Origin of the sequence: Streptomyces sp. NPDC051452, assembly GCF_044454765.1 — a bacterium.
In the GTDB taxonomy this organism is placed as follows: Bacteria; Actinomycetota; Actinomycetes; order Streptomycetales; family Streptomycetaceae; genus Streptomyces.
The window spans coordinates 963680-983908 of record NZ_JBITEB010000001.1; the positions used below are offsets into that span (position 1 = coordinate 963680).

At 70.2% G+C, this 20229-nt stretch carries 24 protein-coding genes and 1 pseudogene; 9 read left to right on the plus strand and 16 right to left on the minus strand.

The features are described 5' to 3' along the window. Window positions 1-45: 45 nt before the first annotated feature. Window positions 46-291, minus strand: coding sequence for a DUF5133 domain-containing protein (locus tag ACIBA9_RS03940; protein ID WP_399360009.1), 246 nt, complete (start codon window positions 289-291; stop codon window positions 46-48). Between the two features lie 515 nt (window positions 292-806). Next, on the minus strand, window positions 807-2702 hold the full coding sequence (locus ACIBA9_RS03945; protein WP_399359727.1) for an N-acetylmuramoyl-L-alanine amidase: 1896 nt from the start codon (window positions 2700-2702) through the stop codon (window positions 807-809). A 374-nt stretch (window positions 2703-3076) separates the two neighbouring features. Between ACIBA9_RS03945 and ACIBA9_RS03950 the strand changes: the two genes are divergently transcribed. Then, window positions 3077-3775 carry a hypothetical protein gene (locus tag ACIBA9_RS03950; protein ID WP_399359728.1) on the plus strand — a complete coding sequence of 233 codons (699 nt, stop codon included), beginning with the start codon at window positions 3077-3079 and terminating at the stop codon, window positions 3773-3775. A 58-nt stretch (window positions 3776-3833) separates the two neighbouring features. Continuing rightward, window positions 3834-4412 (plus strand): Type-2Aa cytolytic delta-endotoxin, encoded by a 579-nt coding sequence (locus ACIBA9_RS03955; protein ID WP_399359729.1) that lies wholly within the window; start codon window positions 3834-3836, stop codon window positions 4410-4412. A gap of 65 nt (window positions 4413-4477) precedes the next feature. Here ACIBA9_RS03955 and ACIBA9_RS03960 read toward each other — a convergent pair whose 3' ends face one another. Continuing rightward, entirely contained in the window at window positions 4478-4750 is a 273-nt protein-coding gene (locus tag ACIBA9_RS03960; RefSeq protein ID WP_399359730.1) for a hypothetical protein, read from the minus strand. A 206-nt stretch (window positions 4751-4956) separates the two neighbouring features. Between ACIBA9_RS03960 and ACIBA9_RS03965 the strand changes: the two genes are divergently transcribed. Then, on the plus strand, window positions 4957-5334 hold the full coding sequence (locus ACIBA9_RS03965) for a hypothetical protein (RefSeq protein ID WP_399359731.1): 378 nt from the start codon (window positions 4957-4959) through the stop codon (window positions 5332-5334). Window positions 5335-5479: 145 nt separating this feature from the next. Here ACIBA9_RS03965 and ACIBA9_RS03970 read toward each other — a convergent pair whose 3' ends face one another. After that, complete coding sequence (locus ACIBA9_RS03970; protein WP_399359732.1) at window positions 5480-6064, minus strand: helix-turn-helix domain-containing protein; 585 nt, start codon at window positions 6062-6064, stop codon at window positions 5480-5482. Window positions 6065-6199: 135 nt separating this feature from the next. Here ACIBA9_RS03970 and ACIBA9_RS03975 point away from each other — a divergent pair, with 135 nt between their 5' ends. From ACIBA9_RS03975 to ACIBA9_RS03985, 3 genes are read left to right on the plus strand one after another with little or no spacing between them, the layout of a single operon-like run. Beyond that, window positions 6200-7036 (plus strand): EamA family transporter, encoded by an 837-nt coding sequence (locus ACIBA9_RS03975; RefSeq protein ID WP_399359733.1) that lies wholly within the window; start codon window positions 6200-6202, stop codon window positions 7034-7036. Between the two features lie 29 nt (window positions 7037-7065). Further along, window positions 7066-7713, plus strand: coding sequence for an FMN-binding negative transcriptional regulator (locus ACIBA9_RS03980; protein WP_399359734.1), 648 nt, complete (start codon window positions 7066-7068; stop codon window positions 7711-7713). A 43-nt stretch (window positions 7714-7756) separates the two neighbouring features. Next, window positions 7757-8449 carry a B3/4 domain-containing protein gene (locus tag ACIBA9_RS03985; RefSeq protein WP_399359735.1) on the plus strand — a complete coding sequence of 231 codons (693 nt, stop codon included), beginning with the start codon at window positions 7757-7759 and terminating at the stop codon, window positions 8447-8449. Window positions 8450-8540: 91 nt separating this feature from the next. Here ACIBA9_RS03985 and ACIBA9_RS03990 read toward each other — a convergent pair whose 3' ends face one another. From ACIBA9_RS03990 to ACIBA9_RS04020, 7 genes and pseudogenes are all read right to left on the minus strand, one after another. After that, a complete protein-coding gene (locus ACIBA9_RS03990; RefSeq protein WP_399359736.1) occupies window positions 8541-9527 on the minus strand; it encodes a CorA family divalent cation transporter in 987 nt (328 codons plus the stop codon). Window positions 9528-10006: 479 nt separating this feature from the next. Further along, window positions 10007-10600 (minus strand): dihydrofolate reductase family protein, encoded by a 594-nt coding sequence (locus ACIBA9_RS03995; RefSeq protein ID WP_399359737.1) that lies wholly within the window; start codon window positions 10598-10600, stop codon window positions 10007-10009. A gap of 607 nt (window positions 10601-11207) precedes the next feature. Continuing rightward, a pseudogene (locus ACIBA9_RS04000) lies at window positions 11208-11453 on the minus strand (histidine kinase); the annotation flags it as partial. Between the two features lie 197 nt (window positions 11454-11650). Next, entirely contained in the window at window positions 11651-12052 is a 402-nt protein-coding gene (locus ACIBA9_RS04005; RefSeq protein ID WP_399359738.1) for an STAS domain-containing protein, read from the minus strand. A gap of 267 nt (window positions 12053-12319) precedes the next feature. After that, complete coding sequence (locus ACIBA9_RS04010; RefSeq protein ID WP_362159738.1) at window positions 12320-13270, minus strand: sensor histidine kinase; 951 nt, start codon at window positions 13268-13270, stop codon at window positions 12320-12322. Continuing rightward, entirely contained in the window at window positions 13267-14049 is a 783-nt protein-coding gene (locus ACIBA9_RS04015) for an MEDS domain-containing protein (protein WP_399359739.1), read from the minus strand. Before ACIBA9_RS04015 ends, ACIBA9_RS04010 begins: the two co-directional genes overlap by 4 nt. Before the next feature lie 151 nt (window positions 14050-14200). Beyond that, on the minus strand, window positions 14201-14668 hold the full coding sequence (locus ACIBA9_RS04020) for an STAS domain-containing protein (RefSeq protein WP_399359740.1): 468 nt from the start codon (window positions 14666-14668) through the stop codon (window positions 14201-14203). Window positions 14669-14798: 130 nt separating this feature from the next. On the opposite strand from ACIBA9_RS04020, the gene ACIBA9_RS04025 reads away from it, so the two are divergent. Then, window positions 14799-15155 (plus strand): helix-turn-helix transcriptional regulator, encoded by a 357-nt coding sequence (locus tag ACIBA9_RS04025; protein ID WP_399359741.1) that lies wholly within the window; start codon window positions 14799-14801, stop codon window positions 15153-15155. Window positions 15156-15338: 183 nt separating this feature from the next. Here the strand turns inward: ACIBA9_RS04025 and ACIBA9_RS04030 are convergent, their stop codons facing one another. From ACIBA9_RS04030 to ACIBA9_RS04040, 3 genes are read right to left on the minus strand one after another with little or no spacing between them, the layout of a single operon-like run. Beyond that, window positions 15339-15632 carry a DUF1330 domain-containing protein gene (locus ACIBA9_RS04030; protein WP_399359742.1) on the minus strand — a complete coding sequence of 98 codons (294 nt, stop codon included), beginning with the start codon at window positions 15630-15632 and terminating at the stop codon, window positions 15339-15341. Window positions 15633-15665: 33 nt separating this feature from the next. Further along, window positions 15666-17099 carry an MFS transporter gene (locus ACIBA9_RS04035; RefSeq protein ID WP_399359743.1) on the minus strand — a complete coding sequence of 478 codons (1434 nt, stop codon included), beginning with the start codon at window positions 17097-17099 and terminating at the stop codon, window positions 15666-15668. Next, a complete protein-coding gene (locus ACIBA9_RS04040; RefSeq protein ID WP_399359744.1) occupies window positions 17096-17554 on the minus strand; it encodes a MarR family winged helix-turn-helix transcriptional regulator in 459 nt (152 codons plus the stop codon). Before ACIBA9_RS04040 ends, ACIBA9_RS04035 begins: the two co-directional genes overlap by 4 nt. Before the next feature lie 222 nt (window positions 17555-17776). Between ACIBA9_RS04040 and ACIBA9_RS04045 the strand changes: the two genes are divergently transcribed. Beyond that, the gene (locus ACIBA9_RS04045) at window positions 17777-17980 is read left to right on the plus strand and encodes a cold-shock protein (protein ID WP_362159718.1); all 204 of its coding nucleotides are present in this window, start codon (window positions 17777-17779) and stop codon (window positions 17978-17980) included. A gap of 136 nt (window positions 17981-18116) precedes the next feature. Here the strand turns inward: ACIBA9_RS04045 and ACIBA9_RS04050 are convergent, their stop codons facing one another. Then, complete coding sequence (locus ACIBA9_RS04050; protein WP_362159716.1) at window positions 18117-18536, minus strand: CBS domain-containing protein; 420 nt, start codon at window positions 18534-18536, stop codon at window positions 18117-18119. A gap of 327 nt (window positions 18537-18863) precedes the next feature. Between ACIBA9_RS04050 and ACIBA9_RS04055 the strand changes: the two genes are divergently transcribed. Continuing rightward, entirely contained in the window at window positions 18864-19316 is a 453-nt protein-coding gene (locus ACIBA9_RS04055; RefSeq protein ID WP_362159714.1) for an SRPBCC family protein, read from the plus strand. Between the two features lie 258 nt (window positions 19317-19574). Here the strand turns inward: ACIBA9_RS04055 and ACIBA9_RS04060 are convergent, their stop codons facing one another. Next, a complete protein-coding gene (locus ACIBA9_RS04060) occupies window positions 19575-20192 on the minus strand; it encodes an ATP-binding protein (RefSeq protein WP_399359745.1) in 618 nt (205 codons plus the stop codon). Between the last annotated feature and the right edge of the window lie 37 nt (window positions 20193-20229).

Below are 20229 nucleotides of genomic sequence, written 5' to 3' on the forward strand. Positions count from 1 at the left end.
CGTACGGCGGTCGCGGCGCCGGGGCCGCGGCGCTCGGTTCCCGGCTCAGGCGGCCAGGGTCTGTCCGGCCCTGGTCGCGGTGCGACGGTCAGCGCGCAGCCGGTCCAGGAGGGCGTCGGCGGCGGCGAGGGCCTGCTCCACCGACCGGGTGCCTGTCAGGGCGCACAGCGAGTCGGAGGTGTCTTGCAGCTCCCGGCTGGACTGGCCGCTGGGGTCGAGGTCGTGGCGGAACCGCGCATCGGCGAAACGGGCCAACACCGAGCGCAGTTCCTTCTCCGCGGGCAGCAGCACAGGTGACAACCTCTCTCCAGAGGCGGGCCGCCGTAGGTACCGGGCCCGCGTTTCCGCCAGGCAGCACGCACCCCTCGATAGCGCCACCATGGCGGCGGAGCGGTGCGTCCTGTGTCGGGTCGTGTGCCCCCGTCTGATCACCGTATGCCTCACCGGCCGAGGGGTCGCTCAGCCGACGGGCACGGCGTCCGTCGGGGAGGTGTGCCGGCTGGTGACGATCGGGTGGTCGACGGTGATGGTGCCGACCGGCTGGGACGATCAGGACATACCCGCTTGCCTGGCTCTCGGACCTCGTGCTCCAGGAGATGTCGTCCGCGCCGCAGCCCTGCCCGACCGGCCGCCGCTCACCGTTGCGGACCCACCCGTCTTCCGGCCGGTCCGGTGCGCTGCGACGCGCCTGCCGCATCGCAGCGCACCGGAGGGCCGTGCGGCCCCGCAAGCGAGGGGCCGGCGTGTGCCCTGCCTCGTCCTGCCTCTCGTCCGCGTCGGCCCGCCGTCGCCCGGCGGACCGGTGGTTACCGCGCGGTGACGTCCGAGGAGTACACCAGGGCGGTGCGGTGGTTGTACTGGATGGTGTACATGTTCTTGCCGCCGGTGACGACCCGGCCGGTGGAGGGGAAGTAGTCGTCGGTGGGGGCGGGTGCGGCGGTGGCGACATACGCCTGGCCGGCGGGGACGCTGTACATGCTCAGCGGCGTCTGGGTGGAGGGGGAGAGCCCGGCGGGGTATTCGTTCGCGTCCGGGTAGCTCGATCCGTACACCGCCACCGGCGAGGTCCCGGCGGCGCCGACCACCGTCACGTCGTGGGCGGGTGTGGTGTTGCAGCCGTGCGGGTTGAGGAACCAGACCTTCGTGCCGCCGTACCAGATGGCCGTCCAGTCACCCTGGCGGTCGGCGACGACGAACTGCTGCCCGGCCGCGGCCGTGCTGCCCCAGTCGTTGACGCGGTCGCTGCCGATGCCGTCCGGATGGACGGCCTGGTCGCCGAAGAGCGGCGCGGTGGCGCTGGGAGCGGTGCGCAGGTAGACGAAGTTGGAGGCCTGGGTCCGCTCGGTGCACTCGGGCGTCGCGCCGGTGGGGTCGTCGGACGGGCAGACCTGGACCGTCTGCTGGTTGCGGGTGTAGCCGGGGGTGATGGTGACCGCCGAGCCGACGGGGCCCACGCCGTGCCGGCCGCCCACCGGGGCGTGCAGCAGCCGCATGAAGCGCTCCCAGTCCCAGGACGGACCCGGGTCCCAGTGCATGCCGGACACCGTGGCCGAGTTGGGTCCGGGCACGTTGTCGTGCCCGAGGATGTGCTGCCGGTCCAGCGGGATGCCGAAACGGTCGGCCAGATAGCGGACGAGTTCCGCGCTGGTCTCGTACTCGGCCTCGGTGTACCAGGTGCCGCCCGCCGCGGCGTAGCCCTCGTGCTCGATGCCGATCGAGTGCAGATTCGTCGAGTAGTTGCCCGCCTGGAAGGAGATGTCCTTGGTGGGCACCATCTGTGTCACGGCCCCGTCCGACGAACGGATGACGTAGTGCGCCGATCCGCCGCCCGGCTTCTGGAAGGTGTTGATGGCGGCGTCGTAGGACGACTCGGTGTCGTGGATGACGATCGAGTCGATCCTGATCCCGTTGGCGGGGCGGTTGGAGACCTGACCGCCCGCCACCGCGGCCGGGAGGAAGGCGCAGTCGATGGTGGCGGGGCACTCGGTGCCGTCCGCTGTGGCCGTCTTTCTCAGACGCAGCACGGACAGTTGGCTGGTGGCCGGCCGGACGCCGGGGGAGGGCGGCAGGTTGATGTGCTGTCCGTCCCGGGTGGTTTCGTGCGCGCCCTTCTCGATGGTGGCGAACACCCGGTCGGCGAAGGCCCTTGCCGCGCGCTCCTCGGAGGAACCGCTGTAACGGGCCACGGCGGCATACCACTTGCCCGGATCCTTCGGGGTGCCGCCGACCGTGCCCTTCGCGTAGGAGGCGAGAAGGGCAGCGCCCGCGCGGATGTTGGCGGCCTCGTCGGCACGCAGTCGCCTCGCGGGCAGTCCCGTCAGCCTGGCGGCGGCCCGCAGGGTGTGCAGGGAGGGAGCGGAGGCCAGCTTGGCGAGGTCGGCACGGCCGACCGCGCCCGCGTCGCCCGTGGCCAGCATCCGGGCCGTCACGTCCGTCAGGTGCATGGGTCCGTAGCCGCCGCTGGTGCTGTGTTCCCCGGCGTGGGCGTCCCAGGCGGACTCGTGATAGGCCACGGCGAGCAGAACGGGCAGCGGGACGCCGTACTCCGCGGCGGCCTGCTCGAAGGTGTGCTGACGGCTGTCTGCCGCCGCCCGGTGTCCCGCCGCCTGGGCGGGCGGAGTGGTGGCCGCGACCCCAGCGGCCGCCAGCACGCCCGCCGCGAGGGTCAGTGACAGCCGCCTGCGCGGCTTGCGCTCATGCACGTGTGGTACCTGACTTCCTGCACCGATTCCGGACTTCGTGAGCCACCGGCAGGCGTTTCGAGACCGTACCGCGGTCCCTACGCGCTCAGTTGGGTAAACGGTGACCTGCACATGAGGTGACGGCCAACAGGCGTGTCGCGTTCCCCGATTCATGGATCTTGTGTACGCGGTAGCGCGCATCACCGTCGTGTGCCGCGCAGTTGGAGGACGTATGTCGCGTGGCGCCGGGGCCCCTGTTACCAATTGCGGACAGAACCCGATGAACTACGGCCGAGCAGACGTCATCTGACGGGGCGTAGCGAACAGCTGATCCGGCCGGCCCGCGGTAGCGCGCGCAGGTGCCGAATCCCGGGAATCATTGGGGGACTTCGATCATGACCACTCGCCGTACGGTCCGTACCGTCAGCGCCGTCCGTTCCGCCGCTCTGGTGGCCGTCGCCGCGGCCGCGGCGTTCTCGTTGGGTGCCTCGCAGAGCGGGGGCAAGGGCGCCGCCATCGGCTCGGAGATGAAGGTCGCGGGCTCGGCCACCACCGTCTCCACCGGCAACGGTGCCGCGCTCGGCGGTTCCGCGACCAGCACGGGCGTGTCCGAGGCCGACGGGCGGACCGAGGTGTCCGTCGTGCACAGCGCGACCGCGTCGTCCGTCAAGCCCGGGGTCGCGACCCCGGTCCGCACCCAGACCCTGGCGGACGGCAGCACGGCCAGGATCTACGAGCTCGGTGCGCAGCACTACCGCGCCCGGCTCGTCTACCGAGGCGCGGTCTACGCCACACTGGAGACGGGCCGGCACGACGCCGGTCTCGACGCCAACGACATGTTCGTCGTGCTCACGCTGGACGGCCAGGTCCACTCCTGGATGGGCGGCGGACACCAGGGACCTGGCACGTTCCACCTGGCGGGCGGCTGGACGGCCAAGGTCACGAGGACCGGTGACAACCGGTACCGCGCGCAGATCATCGGCCACGACGGCGTGGATGCCACGTTGGACGCGAACCAGCACGACGTCGGACTCGACGCCAACGGGGTGTACATCGTGCTCAGCGCGGCCGGTGTGCTCAGCGCCCACGAGTAGACACCGCTGCGGCATACTGGCGCCCCCAACGTGCAACAAAATGTTGAAGGAGGAGAAATTGGGAGCCAGTTTCAGGACGGTCACTGAGGTCGGAGCGGCGCATCTAGCCCAGGCGGAGACCCTTGGGCGCTCCTTCCAGGCGGCCATCGCGCCCGCCACCGTCAATTACGACTTCGGGCACATCCGCGACGCCGCCGCGAAGCTACCCGACAGCGACATCGTCAGAATGGTCCGCGGCTGGGGGCTCCAGGAGGAGGCGCCGATCCTGGTGATGGCGCTCTCCCTCAAGGAGGCGGTCCGCCAGGCGCTCCCACCCGAGGCGGCTCAGGCGGCGTTCTGGGACACCGTCGAACGTCACCTGGTAGAGGCATTCACGGGTCTCGCGGCACAGGAGGGCGAGCCGGGGCTGGTCTTCTACGAGGAGTCCCCGGACCGTACGAGCTACTACCGCGACCTCCTCTTCACCCTTCAGGACGAGGAAGCCGGCGAGTACCTGTACGCCGTCGCCTTCTGCGCCGACGTCACGATCGGCCTGGGCAAGTCCGAGGTGACGGCGCTGGGCCTCACCGACACCGCCCCGTTCACCGTCCGGCTCAACGCGATCGTCGTGCGTCAGAAACTCGCGAACGCGGTCTGAGTCATCCCACGACCACTCACGGTCCCGCCGTCCCGGGCCGGGTTGGACTCGAACGTAGAACGCAGTCAGGTCAGGGATTCCCGGAGGTAGACGGGTAGGGCCGGCCGGATAGCCGGGTCCTGTGCCCGTCCGTCGGTGGGGAGTTGGTCTGCCGTGATCGTCGACCGGCTCGCGGAGTCTGTGCCGCGAACGACGACGCGGAACGTTTCGCCGTGCCGTGCCGGGTTGCCCGCGAGGTAGCTGGCCAGGAGTGTCTGTCCCAGTTCCGTCGGGTCCGCGCCGGAGGTGGTGCGGCCGTGGCCCTTGCAGATCCATACCCGGCTGAACGGTTCGTACATCTGGATTTCCCACGTCAGGAGGACGGGCGTGGTCGTGTTGCTCGTGAGTGCGATCCTGCCCGCGCGGGGCGCGCGGTGATCCGGTACCGGCGGGTAGTGGCTTGAAGAGGCCCCTTGGCTGCCCGGTCATCCGGGCCGGGCTTATCGTCGGAGTGGTCTGCGAGCCAGGGCCGTAACGTCCGCCCGACCTGGCGGGTTGGCCTGGCATGAAGCGACGACCGTTGTGTGCGGTGGCCGTGGCGGCTGCCGTCATGGCCGCTACCGCCGCTGCCGCGGTTTCCGTCTCCCCGACCTGGGCATCCCCGCCGCGCGGGCCGGAGATGCCGGACTGCGACACCAGTGGCGCCGGTGCCCGGTTGCACACGACCGAGATGGTGGATCTGCGGGCCGGCCTTGGAGTGCGCAGTCGCTCGCTGGCGGTCCTCGCCGCGAACACCGAGTTCGACGCGGTGTGCTGGGGCATGACGTCGGACCACCTCTGGTGGGCCTACGGGCAGGTGGTGTCCGGTCGGCACGCGGGATTCCCGCATGGGCGGCGGGGCTGGGTCGGCGGCCGATTCCTCGCTGTCGGCCACCGGCACTGATCGACCTGCCCCGGTAGGACCTGCCCATGCCGTCGGCTCCGAGCCGGCCGGCCGGCTTGTAGCCGCCGATGGGCCTCGGGTCGTCCCTGTGCGGCGGCACGCGCAACCCTCGCACCCGCGCGCACACCGGCGAACGCGGTACCTGTCAGGCTGTGGAGCCCGGTCCAGGCGGAATGTGGACGGTCATGACGAGGTGACAGGTCTCGGTGCCCGAGCCGCGGTACGTATGGGGGGCGTCGGCGTCGAAGGTGGCGGTCTGCCCGGCTTCGACGGTGTGCTCGGTGTCGTCGACGACGAGGGTCATCCGTCCGGCGGTGACACTGACGGTCTCCACGACCCCCGCCTGGTGTGGATGGCTGGGGTACTCCTCGCCCGGTTGCAGTGTCCAGCGCCAGACCTCGACCGGTGCCGGCCCCGAGGTGGTCAGCATGAGCCGGGCCTCGCTGCCCTTCTCCCCGGACCACAGGGGCACGACGGCGTCGGCGGACACCACCCGGACCCGCCCTTCGGCCGCCCCCTCCAGCAGCGCGGACACCGAGACACCCAGGGTGTCGGCGAGGCGGACCAGAGTGGCGAAGTTCGGGTTGCCCTGCGCCTTCTCCAGCCCGACCAGGGCTCCCTTGCTGACCTTGGCGCGGCGGCCGAGTTCGTCCAGGGACAGCCCGGCGCGAGTGCGGGCCGCCCTGACGTTGTACGCGAGCGTCCGCAGCGCCGCGTCGGTTGCGGCCATCGGCTATCCCTCCAGGCAGGTTGACCGGGTCCGGCATGTGGACCAGTGCGCTGAACCATGCGGTCGTTCGGTTGACGACAGCCGGTCGGTGCACTGTACGGTGTGGTCGTTCCATTGATAGTAAGGGATGTCCCCGTGATCGCTCTGCTGCTGGCCCTGGGCAGCTCCCTGGCCTACGGATGCGCCGACTTCCTCGGCGGTCTCGGCGCCCGCAAGGCCCACGTCCTGCGCACCGTGATGATCGCCGCCCCGGCCTCGCTCACCGTCGAGCTGTTGCTGTGGCCCTTCGCCGGCGCGTCCTTCGCCTCGGCGACCCTCGCCTGGGGCGCGGCGTCCGGTGTCGCGTCGGCCGCCGCGTTCGCGCTGCTCTACCGCACCCTGGCGATCGGCCCGATGAACGTCCTTTCCCCCGTCACCGCGCTGGTCTCCGCCATGCTGCCGGTCGGCGTCGGTCTGGTGCAGGGCGAGCACCTGGGGGCGGCCGGGCTGATCGGCCTGCCGCTGGCACTGGCGGCGGTGGTGCTGGTCAGCGCCGGCCACGGCTCCGGTACCGCGCGTCCCTCGCGCACGGCCCTCCTGCTGGCCCTCGGCGCGGGGGCCGCCATCGCGCTGCAACTGGTCTGCCTGCACCAGGCACCCGCCGACAGTGGCGTCGGACCGCTGATCGTCGGCAGGGCCGTGTCCTCGGCGGTCACCCTGGCCGCGGCCGGGCTGATGTACCGCAGGCTGGGCGCGGAAAAGCCCGCGTACGCGATGTCGGCGACGGCCGGCGTACTGGACTCGGTGGCCAATGTGCTGTTCCTGCTCGCCGCCCGAGGCGGGGACCTGGCCGTCGTCGCCGTGATCACCGCCCTGTACCCGGCCGGTACCGTCCTCCTCGCCCGCGGTGTCCTCGCCGAGCGGATCCACCGGGGGCAGCTGATCGGCCTCGGAACCGCCGCGGTCGCCGTCGGTCTGCTCGCCCTCGCCTGACCCGGACCCCACCCGGAAGGAGCCCTGCCTTGTTCATCCAGCCCTGGGACGCCGCCCTGGACGACGCGGAGTGGCAGACCTGGATCGCCGACGGCCACGACTTCGGCCTGCTCAGCGTCAACGGCCTGCCCGGCCAGGCACCCCTCGTGGTGCCCACCCACTTCGCCGTCGACGGCACCGAACTGCTGATCCACCTCGCCCGCCCGAACCCGGTCTGGGAGACGATCGAGGCCGACCCGAACGTCACCTTCACCGTCACCGGCGACTACGCCTTCATCCCCGGCCCCTGGCGCGCCAAGCCCGACGTGCCACCCACGGACGGGATCCCCACCAGCTACTACGCGGCCGTCCAGTTCATCTGCCGGGCCACGATCGTCGACGACCCCGAGGCCAAGGCCGAGGTGCTGCGCCGCCAGATGGCCCACTTCCAGCCCGCCGGCGATCACGCCTCCCTCGACCCTGACCAGCCCCCCTACGGGCGCATGCTGCCCGGCATCCGGGGCCTGCGCCTGGACGTCACCGAGGTACGGGCCAAGTTCAAGTACGACGACCACAAACCCGTCGAACAACGCACCGGCATCGCCCGCCGGCTCACCGAGCGCGGCCAGGGCCTGGACGCGCCCACCGCGAAGCAGCAGATCCGCCGCCTGGACCGCATCGGCCCGTGGAAACCCTGACCCTCCGCCCTGCCCAGCACCCATCCCGAAACGGACCCACCTGATGACCACCTTCCGCATCAGCCCCGCCGTCGCCGACGCCTTCCCCGACACCCTCGTCGCCGTCGTCACCGCCACCGGCCTGCGCGGCCACGAGACCTGGCCCGCCACCGACGCCGCCTTGGCAGGCATGGAGCAGCAGGTCGCCGACGGCACCTGGCAGCCCGCCGACGACACCGACCCGCGTATCGAGTCATGGCACACGGCCTACCGCTCCTTCGGCACCAACCCCCGCCGCATCCGACCGAGCGTCGACGCCCTCGGCCGCCGCCTCGCGAAGAAGGGCGTCCTGCCGCGCATCAACCCGGCCGTCGACTCCTACAACGTCGTCTCCGTCCGCCACGGCCTGCCCGCCGGCGCCTTCGACCTGGACCACGTCACCGGGGACGTGGAGATCCGGTACGCGGACGGAAGCGAGACCTTCACCCCACTCGGTGAACCCGACACCATCGAGAACCCACAGCACGGCGAGATCATCTACCTGGACACCACCGGCGTGCTGACCCGGCACTGGAACCACCGCGACGCCCACCGCACCCGCGTCACCGAGGATTCCACCCGCGTCGCCTTCATGCTGGAAACCCTCCACGCCACCCGCGACGAGCGACTCCTCAAGACCGCGGCCGACGAACTGCAGGAACTGCTCGCCCCGCACGCAGGGCAGATCACGGTGCACTACCTCAGCCCCGACGCCTGACCGATCCCGGGCCTTCGCCCGACCCCGGACACCGAAGCGGACGTGGAACCCGCACGGCTACCGGAGCCGACGCCGACCACAGGGAAAGAACTCAGTCGTCGTCGCGCAATCTGCGCCAGATGCGGGTGCGGTGCAGCACGTAGAGGGAACCGAACAGCACCGCCGCCTGGAGTCCCACGGCGAGCAGCCAGAACTCGTCCCTGCTCTCCAGCTTCGCGGTCAGAAAATTGAAGTTCATGCCGAAGAACCCGGTGAGAAAGGACAGCGGCAGGAAGATCACCGACACGATGGCCAGCCGGTTGATCACGCCGTTCTGTTCGCCCGCGACCAGGGAGGAGTAGCTGGCGAAGGTCCGGCGGGCCGCGTCCTGGAGGGACTCGACGGTCGTGAGGGCCATGCGCGCCGCGTGCTGGAACTCCCGGGCGAGCCGCTGCCGGTCCTCCGGGAAGTGGGGGCTCAGCATCCGACGGGTGACGACCTCGTCCACCGCCTGGAGGTAGGGCAGCAGCGAGCGGTGCAGCAGAGCGGCACGGCGACGCACCTGCGCCAGCAGGTAGACCTGCTCGGGAGTCCGCTGCCGGAACATGTCGTCCTCCAGCTCCTCCACTTCCAGCAACGCCGCCACCGTGGCCCGGCGGAAGGTCGCAAGCGCCTCCTGGAGCAGCAGGAAGAGCATGGCCACGGCGTCGCGCGGCTTTTCCCGTCGCAGGTGCTCCGTGACCTCCGCCATCAGGGCCGTCGGGCCCCGGTGTGCCGTGACCAGGAACCGCTCGCTCGCCAGCACATGGACGTAGCCGATCTGGTCGCCGTCGGACACGGGCATCACCAGGCCGAGCACGCCTTCCAGCAGGTCGGCCCGGGTCGGCTCACCGGGTTGGCCGAACCAGTCCGCCTCCTCCGCCCCGAGACCGAGCAGCCGGGCCACCGGCTCGGTGGCCTCCGGCCCCTGGGCCGATTCCCGCACCGGCAGTTCGACGTCCACGAACAGACAGCGGGCCGTGGCCAGTAGCCTGCGCGCCTCCTCCACGTCGGTGCGCGTACCGACCCCCTCCGGCATCGACACCACCGTTACGATCATCGCCCTCACCGTCGGTCTCGTGGCCCACACCCCAGCCTGGGCTCGGCCCCGCGCCCGGCGCACTCGCTCGCGCTCATGTGCGTCGCCGGTCAACCCGAACGGGTGAGCAGGGGGAGCGGCGCCGTACGGGAGGGCGGAGGGCTCCGGCCTGCCGGGACGGTCGCGCCCCCTGGCCCACCGCGACCTCCGGGAACCGCTCGGCACCAGCGCGTGTGGTCGCCCGAGGTGACGCGGCTGCCACGAGGTGACGCGGCTGCCACACGCCGAGGCTCAGCGGGGCGGCCGGACGGGTCCTGGTCGGGCTGGACGAGGAGCAGGGCACGGTCGCTGCTCTCATCCCGGCACGGTCGGTCCGCTTCCCCGCGTCCGCGCGCTGAACTTCGGCCCCAGGCCGCACGCTGCGGCTCCAGGGCGAGAAGGGCACCCGATGGGTGGGCGCCTGCTCGCAGTCGCAGCCTGAACTCGAGCGGACCCTCTCGTCACCTTCGCCAGAACAGGTGGTGCTTCACGCCACTCGGGCTGGGCACGACCTCCAGGTGGAACCGGTCGCCCAGCTCTTCAGGGGACTCCCAGAGTCTCAGTCCGGACCCGAGCTCGATCGGCGAGACCGCCACATGCATGGTGTCGACGAGGTCGGCGTCAAGGAACTGCCGGATGGTAGTGACCCCGCCGCCCAGCCGTACGTCCTTGCCCTGCGCCGCCTCCCGCGCCCGTTCGAGGACGGTGGCCGGGTCACCGTCGACGAAGTGAAACGTGGTGTCGCCGAGCGTGAACGACGGACGCTCGTGGTGGGTCATGACGAACACCGGCGTGTGGAACGGGGGCTCGGCCCCCCACCAGCCGCGCCAATCGTGGTCCGGCCAGGGCCCGCGCTGGGGCCCGAACTTGTTGCGGCCCATGATCTCGGCACCCCCGGCATCCGTACGCATAGGCCAGCTCGCCGTGGCGCCGGCCCAGGCGAAGAGTCTCTCGGGACCGTCGAGGCCGAACGGCCGCTCGAGACTCTGGTGCTCACCGGCACCGATTCCGTCACTCGAGACGTTGAAGTTCATGACTCTCAGCAGTTGATCCATGTGTTCCCTCGTCAGATCCGGTACGTCATGACGTGCGGCGAGGTGCCTCACGTTATGACGTCGAACGAGACGTGGCCGGATCGACAGAGGCCCACAGCTTTTTTCGCTCGCGGGTTGGGATGGCCGGCAGGTATCAGAGCTGAGGGACAAATCGTCGCGCACGTCCCGGATTTGGCCGCCTGTTTGTCTGTCAAGTTGACTCGCCCGTCGTTCACGCGATGTGACGAAGGGCTGGTTACCGGCCGTGGGGTGGGGCAGACGTCGGGTGAAAGGCGGTGATGTTGTGGACGAGAGGATTCGTAGGTACTTCATTCGTGCCTTGCTGGCGGGGTTGCTGGCCGGAGCCGGTCTGGGTGTTGCTTCAGGGGGCCTCTTCGGTGCTCTGGTGGGCGCGGGGCTCGGCTTCGTCCTGGCCGTCGGCGGCGTCCTGTACTGGGGTGAGCACGGCGGTGCGCGCCGCCGTCATCTGCCAAGTGAACCGTCGCCAGGCCCCCTTGACGGTCAACGCCGCGTCACGGGGCGCCGGGTGCCCCACCAGAGGGCGCGTACGTCGACTGGCTGGCCGCACCCCAACTACTGACCTGGCGCCCGGCAAGCGCGTCGATCTTCAGCCGGCTCCCGATCCGTTTCCGGTCTGAGGACCGGCGGTGGGGGAGGAGGTGGAGACGCCGAGGGCGAGCAGGGCGGTGTCGTCGTCGAGGCCGTCGCCGAAGCCCTCGAGCAGACCGGTCAGGGCCTGGACGACGGCCTGCGGCGGTTCGCCGGCGAGGGGGGTGACGAACGTGCGGAGGCCGTCGTCGCCGTACAAGGTGGTGCGGTCCTTGCCGGTACGGGCTTCGGTCATCCGATCCGAGCGACCCGCGCCCACGTAGTCGAACAGCACGACCCGGTAGTCCTCGACCAGCGCAGGGCCGTCAGCCGCTACCTGTTCTGGTCGCAGCCGTACGGCACCGAATCGCCCCAGGCCCCACCCGCCACCTCCACAATGCTCCGGTGCCGTCGTCGCCGGTAGTGGAGGCAAGACCGGGGAAGCCCCTGAACAGCTCATCGCTACGGGGCTTCACGGGCCTCGCTGCCGACGTGGCCGAGTGACGCCGGGGCGCCCGCGCCTTCGTCCGTGGTGGGCTCATCGAGCGCAGCGTTCACCGTGGGGAAGATGGGGAACACCGTGTCGAGGCCGAGGAGGCGCCACACATGCTGATAGTCGTCGCTGAGGCCGGCAAGGCGCAGGGTGCCGGCGTGCTTCTCGAGCAGACGGGACACCATGATGATCATGCTGACGCCTGAGGAGTCCAGGTACTGCACTTCCGAGGCGTCCAGTACGAGGGTGCTGTAGCCCTGGTTGATCAAGTCCGCGCACTGGGCGCCGACGCCGACGGCGTTCTCGTAGTCCACCTGCGTCGGCAGCCGCGCGACCGTCGCATCCGCTTGCCCTGTCCGCGCCCTGAGCATGGAGAAACAGACTCCCATCGCAATCATTTCCGATCATGCCGTCCCGCAGGCACCGGCACGCTGTTCGTCGCCGTCGCGTCCCGGCGATACCCCCGCGCCTACCCCTGTGGCGGCCTTGGACACACCTGCCCTCTGACCCAGGCCCGGCGAGCGGGCGGTCCTCGCGGTGGATCGGTCGGCATGTCCGGCGGGCCCCTCGCTCGTGGCAAGGGGGGCACCGTGGCGCCGGGAGACGCGGTCGTGTGCCGCCAGGGGTGGGCGCGGGGCCTACTCGGGCAGCTCGGTGTGGAGGCGGATCGTGGTCCCTTCGTCCGGCGTGGACCGGACCTCGACAAGATCACAGAGCTGGTGTACGAGCCACAGACCACGTCCCCCCACCTGCGTGGCGGTCGGCATCGCGCGTCCGGTCAGCGGATCCTCGAGATAGCCGGAGTCGCGGAACTCACAGATGAGCCGCCGCTCCTCGCCCCATGTGCGCAGCACGCCCTGTCCGCCGCCGTGGCGGATGCTGTTGGTGGCCACCTCGGTCGCCGCCAGGTGCAGTTCGCGTAGACGCCGGCCGGCCAGACCGTGCTGTTCGGCGCAGGCGGCGATCTTCTCGCGCAGGGCGGGCAGGTCACCGCTGGTGTAGCGGAACTCGTCGTAGGGGTCACAGGGGTCGGTGAGCGGAACGAACGTGTACGGTGCCCGCGCGTCGTAGTCCTCGCACGGCACCGTCCGGCCGTCCGTGCGGATCTCAGGGTGGCAGCGTGCCATCTCGGTCAAGGCGGCTGTGTCGCCCGCGACGTCGTAGGGGCACAGCAGCCACCAGGCCGGGCCGTGGGCGAAGGCTCTGTTGAGCAGCCACTCGTGGTAGCGCAGTTCCTGGGACTCCGCGGGGCTGCGGACCTGGTCCCAGGGCGACTCGCCGATCCCGCGGACGGGCCGCCCTTCCGAAACGTGTTTCTGGATCCATTCCTGCCAGGCGGAGATGAGCCGGCCTGGATGATGGGCCACCCGGCCGGTGTCGACGTAACGCACCGTGTCGTCCTCACGGATCTCGGCGCGCAGCAGGGACGCCTTTTCCTGCGGGACCGCCACGACGACGGCCTCGTCACCGTCCAGCGCCTCTTGGATGAAACTCAAAGTGCCCGCGACGAACTCGTCGCTGCCGGAGTACGGGTACAGCTCATGGCGGTACCCCGTGCCCGTGTCGGGGGTGGGCGATGAGGAGGTCACGGGGCCATCACCACCGGAATGTCGGGGACGGCGAAGCCGGACAGCTTCCAGGCGAGCCGCACGGTCTCGTTGGTGCCTTGAAGGATGACCTTGCGATCCGGAAGGCACCTGGCGGCATCGGCCAGCGCGCTCATCCCGGAGGCGTCGAAGAACTCCAGGTCGTCGCAGAGCAGGCGCACCGTCGGCGTATGGGCGAGGAGGGTGCCCAGTATGGTGCCGAAGGTCACCGCGCCGTCGCTGTCGACGGTCCCGGTCACCGTCCAGCCTTCCTGCTCGGTCCGATACACCCGGAACGCGGGTGACACCGGACGGCTGCCCAGATGGTGGGGATGCACGCAGCTGATCTGTTGCAGGGTCGGGAGGTCCCAGTCGCCGTCGCTGTAGGCGCAGACCACCATGGCACCGGTGTCGGCGGCGAACTCCTCGAGATCGAGTTCGCTGCGCAACCACTCGCCGGTGCGCTTAGCGCGGTAGTCGGGCATGACGTGGTGCAGGACGCGAAGCGAGCGGAACCCCTCGCGGTCGGCAGTGGCCGCCTCCCGACGAACCGCGGAGAGGAGGGAGCCGTTCAACCGGGCAGGGTCCAGTACGAGCTGTGCGAACTCACTCGCCGCGTGTGGGGCGGGTCCGACGATCAGCACCTTGTCTCCGTGCAATGCCCCATCCGCGACGAAGGCCCGGCTACGGTCGATGGCATCGTCGCTCGGAGCCAACACCTGGCAGACATGATCGCCGGTGTCGACCTCGTCAAGGGTTGGCAGTACGCGCGGCGCTCTCATACTCCTCCCTCGCTCCCCCCTTACTTTACCGCCGTTGGCACCTCCTTCCGCGTGATCCACAGGGGTGTCAGCCTTCGCCGAACTGCGCGACAGGCTCGGTATGCCCAGGTCTACGGGCGTAGTCCGTGTGATCGACGAAGCGATTTCGCCATCACCCGGGAAAGGCCCGAGCCGGGCTGAGGGCTGGTGCCGGGTGAGGCAGCGCGGCCGAGTGCGGGGGTGGCGGTGTGAACAGCTCCCGGGCTCGCAGGATGGTGAGCAGCAGGTCGACCGCGGGGCTCGAGTCGCGGATGACGACAGTCTTGTTCTGGCCGAGGGCCCGTCGGCGCAGCTCCATCAGGATGCTGAGGCCGGCGCAGTCGCAGAAGTCGAGGCCGCTCAGGTCGAGGTCGAGGCCGTGGAACGAGTCGGAGAGAGCTTTGAGCATGCCGGCTCGCAGTGAGCGGTGGGAGTCGAGATCGAGTTCACCTCTGATCGTCACGCGCACTCGGCCCCCGTCCGCTTCGTACGTCGCGGTCGCCAGGCTGGACGGCAGCAGCCGGCTCTCGTCGGCCCCGCTGCCCCGGCCGGGGGAGCATGGCGCCGCGATGAGCCGGCGGCCGTGGGCAGAGGCTTGCATGATCCACTCCTGCGTCTGCTTGCCGATGTCTACAGCAACGTTGCCCCCGGAAGCCGGGAGGCGTCAACCAATACATGAAATGTTATACGTGTTTCCAGATGCATGAAGAACGGGTTGGTAAACTCGGGTCATGGATGGAGTGCCCGAGCCACACACCGGTTGGACGTTTCTGACGAACCATGCCCGCGTCCTTGCGGCCATCGCGGACAACCACAACGCCCGCATCCGCGACATCGCGGCGCACTGCAGGCTCACCGAACGCGCCGTGCAGAAGATCATCGCCGACCTCGAACAGGACGGTTACCTCTCCCACACGCGTGAGGGGCGCAGCAACACCTACCGAATCGACCCGACCAAGACTTTGCGCCATCCCACTGAAGCCGTGCTGGGCCTGACGGTGGCTTCCCTCCTCTCCGTGCTCGCGCAGGACGAGGCTCAGCGCACCGACCAGCCCAGCCAGCAGCACGTCACGGCCAACCGTTCCTAGGTGGATCGTGGCGGTCTTCTCGTAGCGGATGGCGATGCGTCAACCACCCCCGTTCGAGGCGGTTGACGCATCGCTCGACATGACCGCCCGACCTCCGTCGTCGCAGGTGTTCGAGGTGATCACGCCATCGTCCACCTCGGCGGGGGGGCTTCATCTGAGAGTGAAGATCCGACTGGACCTCGGTCAGTCGGGGCCTTCGGCGATGCGGAAGTCGCGCTCGACGCCGTCGGAGAGGGCGACCAGCGCCTCCTGGTAGGCCGCACTCTCGTGCGCCGAGACGGCCTGCTCGAAGCTGTCGAACTCGATCAGGACGGTGCGCTCGGCGATTCCGGCGTCATGCGCCACGACCCGACTGCCACGGGCGAGGATCCGACCGCCCCCGGCCTTGACGGCCGGACCGGCCAGCTTGTTGTAAGCAGCCGGCTTCTCGCGGTCTGAGATGGTGCGGTACACGCTGACCCAGTAGCCCTTGGGCATGGCACCTCCAGTGTGGGGATGCGTGCATCCGGCTTACGGGTTGGTCTCGGACGAGCGCCGCCGGGCGAGAGCGAGGCTTGCCAGCGTCGTGATGGCCATGGCGCCGATGCCGACCAGCGCCGCGGTGGTGTAGGCGCTGTCATGGGGGAAGAGGTGGCCCGGGCCGGTGCCCGCGGCGAGGATCAGGCCGCCGATGGCGCTGCCCAGGGAGTATCCGACGCTGCGGACGACGTAGTTGAAGCTCATGGCGCTCGACGTCTCGCTCCTGGGGGTGACGGCCAGGATGACGCCGGGCATCGCGGCCGAGAAGCCGCCGACGCCGAAGCCGAGCACTCCCATCGCCGCGAACAATTCGGCCAGGTCCGACCGGGCCGCCGCGAACAGGGCGAACCCGCCGCCGACCACGACGGCGCTGCCGGCCAGGAGCAGGGGGTCGGCGATCCGTGTCCGGACCCGCGGCGTGAGCTTGCCGGCGACGAACCCCAGCACCGAGAACGGGATGAGGACCAGCCCGGCGACGAAGGTCGTCAGCCCGAAGCCGTAGCCGGCGCCGTGCGGCGTCTGCACGTACCGGGTGACGAGCGTGAGCAGGAGGTACATGCCGATCCCACCGACGAACATGGCGAGGTTCGCCCCGGCGACCGCCGGGTGCCGCATCGCCCGCACGTCGACCAGGGGCGTCGTGCTGCGCAGCTCGATGACGGCCCAGACGCAGAGCAGCACCACCGCGACGACGGCGAGGCCCGCAGCCACGGCGAGGTGACGGGACCACAGATTCCGTTCGCCGGCGAGGAACAGCACCAGGAGCAGCGCAGCGGCCAGGACGACCGCCCCTGCCACGTCCACGTGGGCGGAGCGGCCTTCGGGGGCCTCGGGCATGGAGCGCCACGCCGTCAGGAGGGCGGCTGCTGTGACGACCAGGCCGAGGCCGTAGGCGGCCCGTACCCCGCCGAGTTCGGCGAGCAGTGCGGCCAGCGGGTAGCCGACGCCGGCCCCGATGACCGAGACCACCGAGATCAGGGCGATCACGGCCGGGCTGCGCTCCTCCGGGAGGTGGTCCCGGGCCACGCCCATCATCAGCGCCGTCAGCCCGAGGCCGACGCCCTGGGCCGCCCTGCCGGCCAGCAGCCAAGCGAACGGCAGCGGCAGCACGGTGAGCGCGCTGCCGGCGACGACGACCGTCAGCGTGGCGAGGATCGTGGCCCGCCGGTGCGGGCCGGCTCCCAGCCGGCCCAGGACCGGGGTGGCGACGGCGCCGCTGAGCAGCGTGATGGTCAGCGTCCACTGCGCGCTGCCGAGCGAGACGTGGAACGAGGTCGCCACGCTGGTGATGAGCGGCGTCCCGAGGCTGGCCACCGCCGCCACGACCAGAGCGATGAACATCAGGGCGGGGACCAGCAGCCGCGCCTCGGAACGCGCCACCGGGCACGCCTGCACCGCGACCCCGTCGACCGGCTGTCCGGTCACTGCTTACGCCCTTCGCGGTCCTGGCTTTCCAGCTCTGCCAGATGCTTCAGCGCCGGAAGGGCCGCCACCAGCGCGTCGACCTCGTCGCCGCTGAGCTTGCCGATCAACTGCTCGAACGCGTGGACGCCCGCCTGGCGCCGCGTCCGGACATAGGAGGCGCCGGCATCGGTCAGGCACACCAGCGTGACCCGCTTGTCGGACGCGTCGCCCCGCCGCTCGACCAGGCCGGACTCCTCCATCACCCGGACCAGGGCGGTCATCGCGGGCTGGGTGACGCCCTCGACCGCGGCCAGATCGGTGATGCGCCGCGGGCCGGTCCGGTCCAGGGTGGCCAGGGTTGCGGCGGAGGTCAGGCTCATGTCCCGGGGCAGGCGTCTCGCGGCCCTGGTGGCCAGGCCGTAGAGGGCTGCCCCGATGGCGGCGGACGGGCCGGGAGCGGTGTCTTGACGACTCATGCTCGAAGCATAGCGGTTTTATATTCATAGTTTATGTAAACGAGGGACTCGGGTTCCACATCGACCCGCGTCCACCTGCGCTGCAAAAGGCACGCGAGATGCGTGCTGTGTCGGGGGCGTGTACTGGCAAACACGGGGTAGAACAGGTGCGGCTCCCGTTGTCCGAGGAGCCGGAGACCGCCCGCGAGGGTGTGCTCCGAGGAATGAACGAAGGATCGATTGATGGCCAGCGGCACCGTGAAGTGGTTCAACGCAGAGAAGGGCTTCGGCTTCATCGCCCAGGACGGCGGAGGCCCGGATGTCTTCGCGCACTACTCCGAGATCCAGGGCAGCGGATACCGCGAACTCACCGAAGGCGAGCACGTCACCTTCGACATCGGACAGGGCCCCAAGGGGCCGCAGGCCCAGAACATCGTCCGCGGCTGACATACGTCTGAGCAGGCCCCAGTGAGGCGGCCGCCGTACCCGGCGGCCGCCTCACTGGGCCTTCGGCGCAGGAGCCCGGCCGGCTGCCCGGTACCACGGGAGGCGGCGTCGTCGATCGCCATACGCCCGGGTGCCCTCACGTGTTCGGCTTGGCCACGCTGATGTCGCCCAGAGCCGTACCCTCGCCCCGCTCGATGGCCATGTCGCCCAAGGAGACGATGCCGACAGGATCATCGCCTTCCACCACCGGAAGGCGCCGCACGGCGTGCTCACGCATGAGCTCGACGGCCCGGTCAAGGCTGTCGTCCGGGGTAACGGTCACCAGATCCTCACTGCCCGCCTGGACCACGGTCGTCTGCTCCGGATCCGCACCCTCCGCGAACACACGCACCACCAGGTCGCGGTCGCTTACCAGGCAGCGCAGGTGACCGTTTTCGGTCACCAGGACGGCGCCGACGTCCTCGTCGCGCATCAGCCGGGCTGCCGCCGCCGCTGACGCTTGTGGCTCCAGCGTCACCAGATCGCTGGTCATGACGTCACGCACATGCTGGGTCATGGGATCAGCCCCCTTCTCACTGGGGTGACGGTGTCTGTCGTCAGCCGAGTACCCATGTGGCGGCGAAGCCCTTGCCGGCCCCGTCCAGATCGCACCCACATCGCACCCCGATCGCACACGGAGGCGCGAATCGCACCGAATCGCCGGTCTACTCCTCGCCACGTCGACGCTCGAGACGCCCGGCCGCCGCGGATGTCCCGATCATTCGGGGGCACGGCGGCCGCATACCAGTACCCGTCGGCGGCAAGAGGGAAGAGATCACGGAGCAGCGGCGGGCCGGTCGTCAGGCCCGGGCTGTTCCACATCGTCGGAGAAGGGAGAACCACCATGTCGCAGGTAGAGGAGTCGATCGAGGTCGACGTCCCCGTCCGCACCGCCTACAACCAGTGGACGCAGTTCGAGGACTTCCCCAAGTTCATGGACGGGGTGGAGCGGATCGAGCAGCGAACGGATCGCCTCACCCACTGGAAGACGAAGATCGGTGGGGTGGAGCGGGAGTTCGACGCGGAGATCACCGAGCAGATTCCCGACGAGCGGGTCGCCTGGACGTCCATCGGCGGAGAGGCGAAGCAGGCTGGGGTCGTCACCTTCCACCGGCTGGACGAGAACCGCACCAAGGTCATGCTGCAGTTGGACTACGAGCCGGAAGGCCTGGCGGAGACCGTCGGTGACAAACTCGGCTTCGTCAAGCGTCAGGTCGCCGGCGACCTGAAGCGGTTCAAGGAGTTCATCGAGCAGCGCGGCGGCACCGAGACCGGCGCCTGGCGCGGCGAAGTCTGACCAACCTGCCTCCACGGCGCCGGGAGTGGCGCCTACCGCTCTGTGGCCTTGGCCCGTGTCACAGTGGGGGCGCCGACTTCGAGCGCCCCCACGGCGGAGCGCTGTACAGGCCTCCCGGGCGGTCTGGCTCCCCGCCCGGGACCCGCCGTTCTCGGCCGTCCCGCAGGAGGAGCGAGCGCCCAGCCCCTGCGTCATCACCTGCTTGTTCCGCCTTTCGCCGGAACTCGTCCCATACGGCGATGCCGCGACGGTCGGTACTCAGGCGGACTCAGGCGGCTGCGCCGTCAGCTCGAACCACACGGTCTTGCCGGTGGGCGTACGGGTGCCGCCCCAAGCCTCGGCGAGCAGATCGACCAGTTCCATGCCACGTCCGCCTTCCGCGTCGGTGTCGACGGTGCGGCGTACCGGGCCGTCCGAGTCGGTGTCCTCGACCTCGCAGCGCAGACGGCCGTCACGCACCTGCAGGTTGAGCCGCAGCGGGCCACGCGTGTGACGCAGGGCGTTGGTGACCAGCTCGCTGACCAGCAGCGCTGCGGTGTCGGCGATGTCCGTCAGATGCCAGTCGTCCAGTTGCCCGGTCACCAGTCCTCGGGCCTGGGCGGCCGAGGTCAACTCCCGCTTCAGGGGCCAGGAGGCATCCCAGGCGGTAGCGCGGCCGCGGGGCGCGTCGAGCGGTCGCAGGGGTTCGAGCACGCGTGACCAAAGGGCCCACTGCCGAGCGAGCCACGAGGGGGGAGCCGCCTTCGGGGGTTGCCCCTGCCTGTCGGCACGGTCTGCGCTGATGCTCCGGGTCCGCTGCTCGTTTCTGCGACGGAGCAGCCAGGCGAAACGTTCCCTGCGAGGAGCCTCGGCGAGGCCAATGGCTGGCGAGGCCATGAGAATCATTCCTTTCGGCCCGGCACCCCGCCGCGGG

What these genes read in the sequence shown, in the direction of transcription:
- ACIBA9_RS04040 (WP_399359744.1), bottom strand. Translation starts at nt 17,554, where the DNA reads ATGAGTCGTCAAGACACCGCTCCCGGCCCGTCCGCCGCCATCGGGGCA.
- ACIBA9_RS03950 (WP_399359728.1), top strand. Translation starts at nt 3,077, where the DNA reads ATGACCACTCGCCGTACGGTCCGTACCGTCAGCGCCGTCCGTTCCGCC.
- ACIBA9_RS03970 (WP_399359732.1), bottom strand. Translation starts at nt 6,064, where the DNA reads ATGGCCGCAACCGACGCGGCGCTGCGGACGCTCGCGTACAACGTCAGG.
- ACIBA9_RS03990 (WP_399359736.1), bottom strand. Translation starts at nt 9,527, where the DNA reads ATGATCGTAACGGTGGTGTCGATGCCGGAGGGGGTCGGTACGCGCACC.
- ACIBA9_RS03995 (WP_399359737.1), bottom strand. Translation starts at nt 10,600, where the DNA reads ATGGATCAACTGCTGAGAGTCATGAACTTCAACGTCTCGAGTGACGGA.
- ACIBA9_RS03985 (WP_399359735.1), top strand. Translation starts at nt 7,757, where the DNA reads ATGACCACCTTCCGCATCAGCCCCGCCGTCGCCGACGCCTTCCCCGAC.
- ACIBA9_RS04025 (WP_399359741.1), top strand. Translation starts at nt 14,799, where the DNA reads ATGGATGGAGTGCCCGAGCCACACACCGGTTGGACGTTTCTGACGAAC.
- ACIBA9_RS04060 (WP_399359745.1), bottom strand. Translation starts at nt 20,192, where the DNA reads ATGGCCTCGCCAGCCATTGGCCTCGCCGAGGCTCCTCGCAGGGAACGT.
- ACIBA9_RS04020 (WP_399359740.1), bottom strand. Translation starts at nt 14,668, where the DNA reads ATGCAAGCCTCTGCCCACGGCCGCCGGCTCATCGCGGCGCCATGCTCC.
- ACIBA9_RS04050 (WP_362159716.1), bottom strand. Translation starts at nt 18,536, where the DNA reads ATGACCCAGCATGTGCGTGACGTCATGACCAGCGATCTGGTGACGCTG.
- ACIBA9_RS04045 (WP_362159718.1), top strand. Translation starts at nt 17,777, where the DNA reads ATGGCCAGCGGCACCGTGAAGTGGTTCAACGCAGAGAAGGGCTTCGGC.
- ACIBA9_RS03960 (WP_399359730.1), bottom strand. Translation starts at nt 4,750, where the DNA reads ATGTACGAACCGTTCAGCCGGGTATGGATCTGCAAGGGCCACGGCCGC.
- ACIBA9_RS04015 (WP_399359739.1), bottom strand. Translation starts at nt 14,049, where the DNA reads ATGAGAGCGCCGCGCGTACTGCCAACCCTTGACGAGGTCGACACCGGC.
- ACIBA9_RS03965 (WP_399359731.1), top strand. Translation starts at nt 4,957, where the DNA reads ATGAAGCGACGACCGTTGTGTGCGGTGGCCGTGGCGGCTGCCGTCATG.
- ACIBA9_RS04055 (WP_362159714.1), top strand. Translation starts at nt 18,864, where the DNA reads ATGTCGCAGGTAGAGGAGTCGATCGAGGTCGACGTCCCCGTCCGCACC.
- ACIBA9_RS04030 (WP_399359742.1), bottom strand. Translation starts at nt 15,632, where the DNA reads ATGCCCAAGGGCTACTGGGTCAGCGTGTACCGCACCATCTCAGACCGC.
- ACIBA9_RS04005 (WP_399359738.1), bottom strand. Translation starts at nt 12,052, where the DNA reads ATGCTCAGGGCGCGGACAGGGCAAGCGGATGCGACGGTCGCGCGGCTG.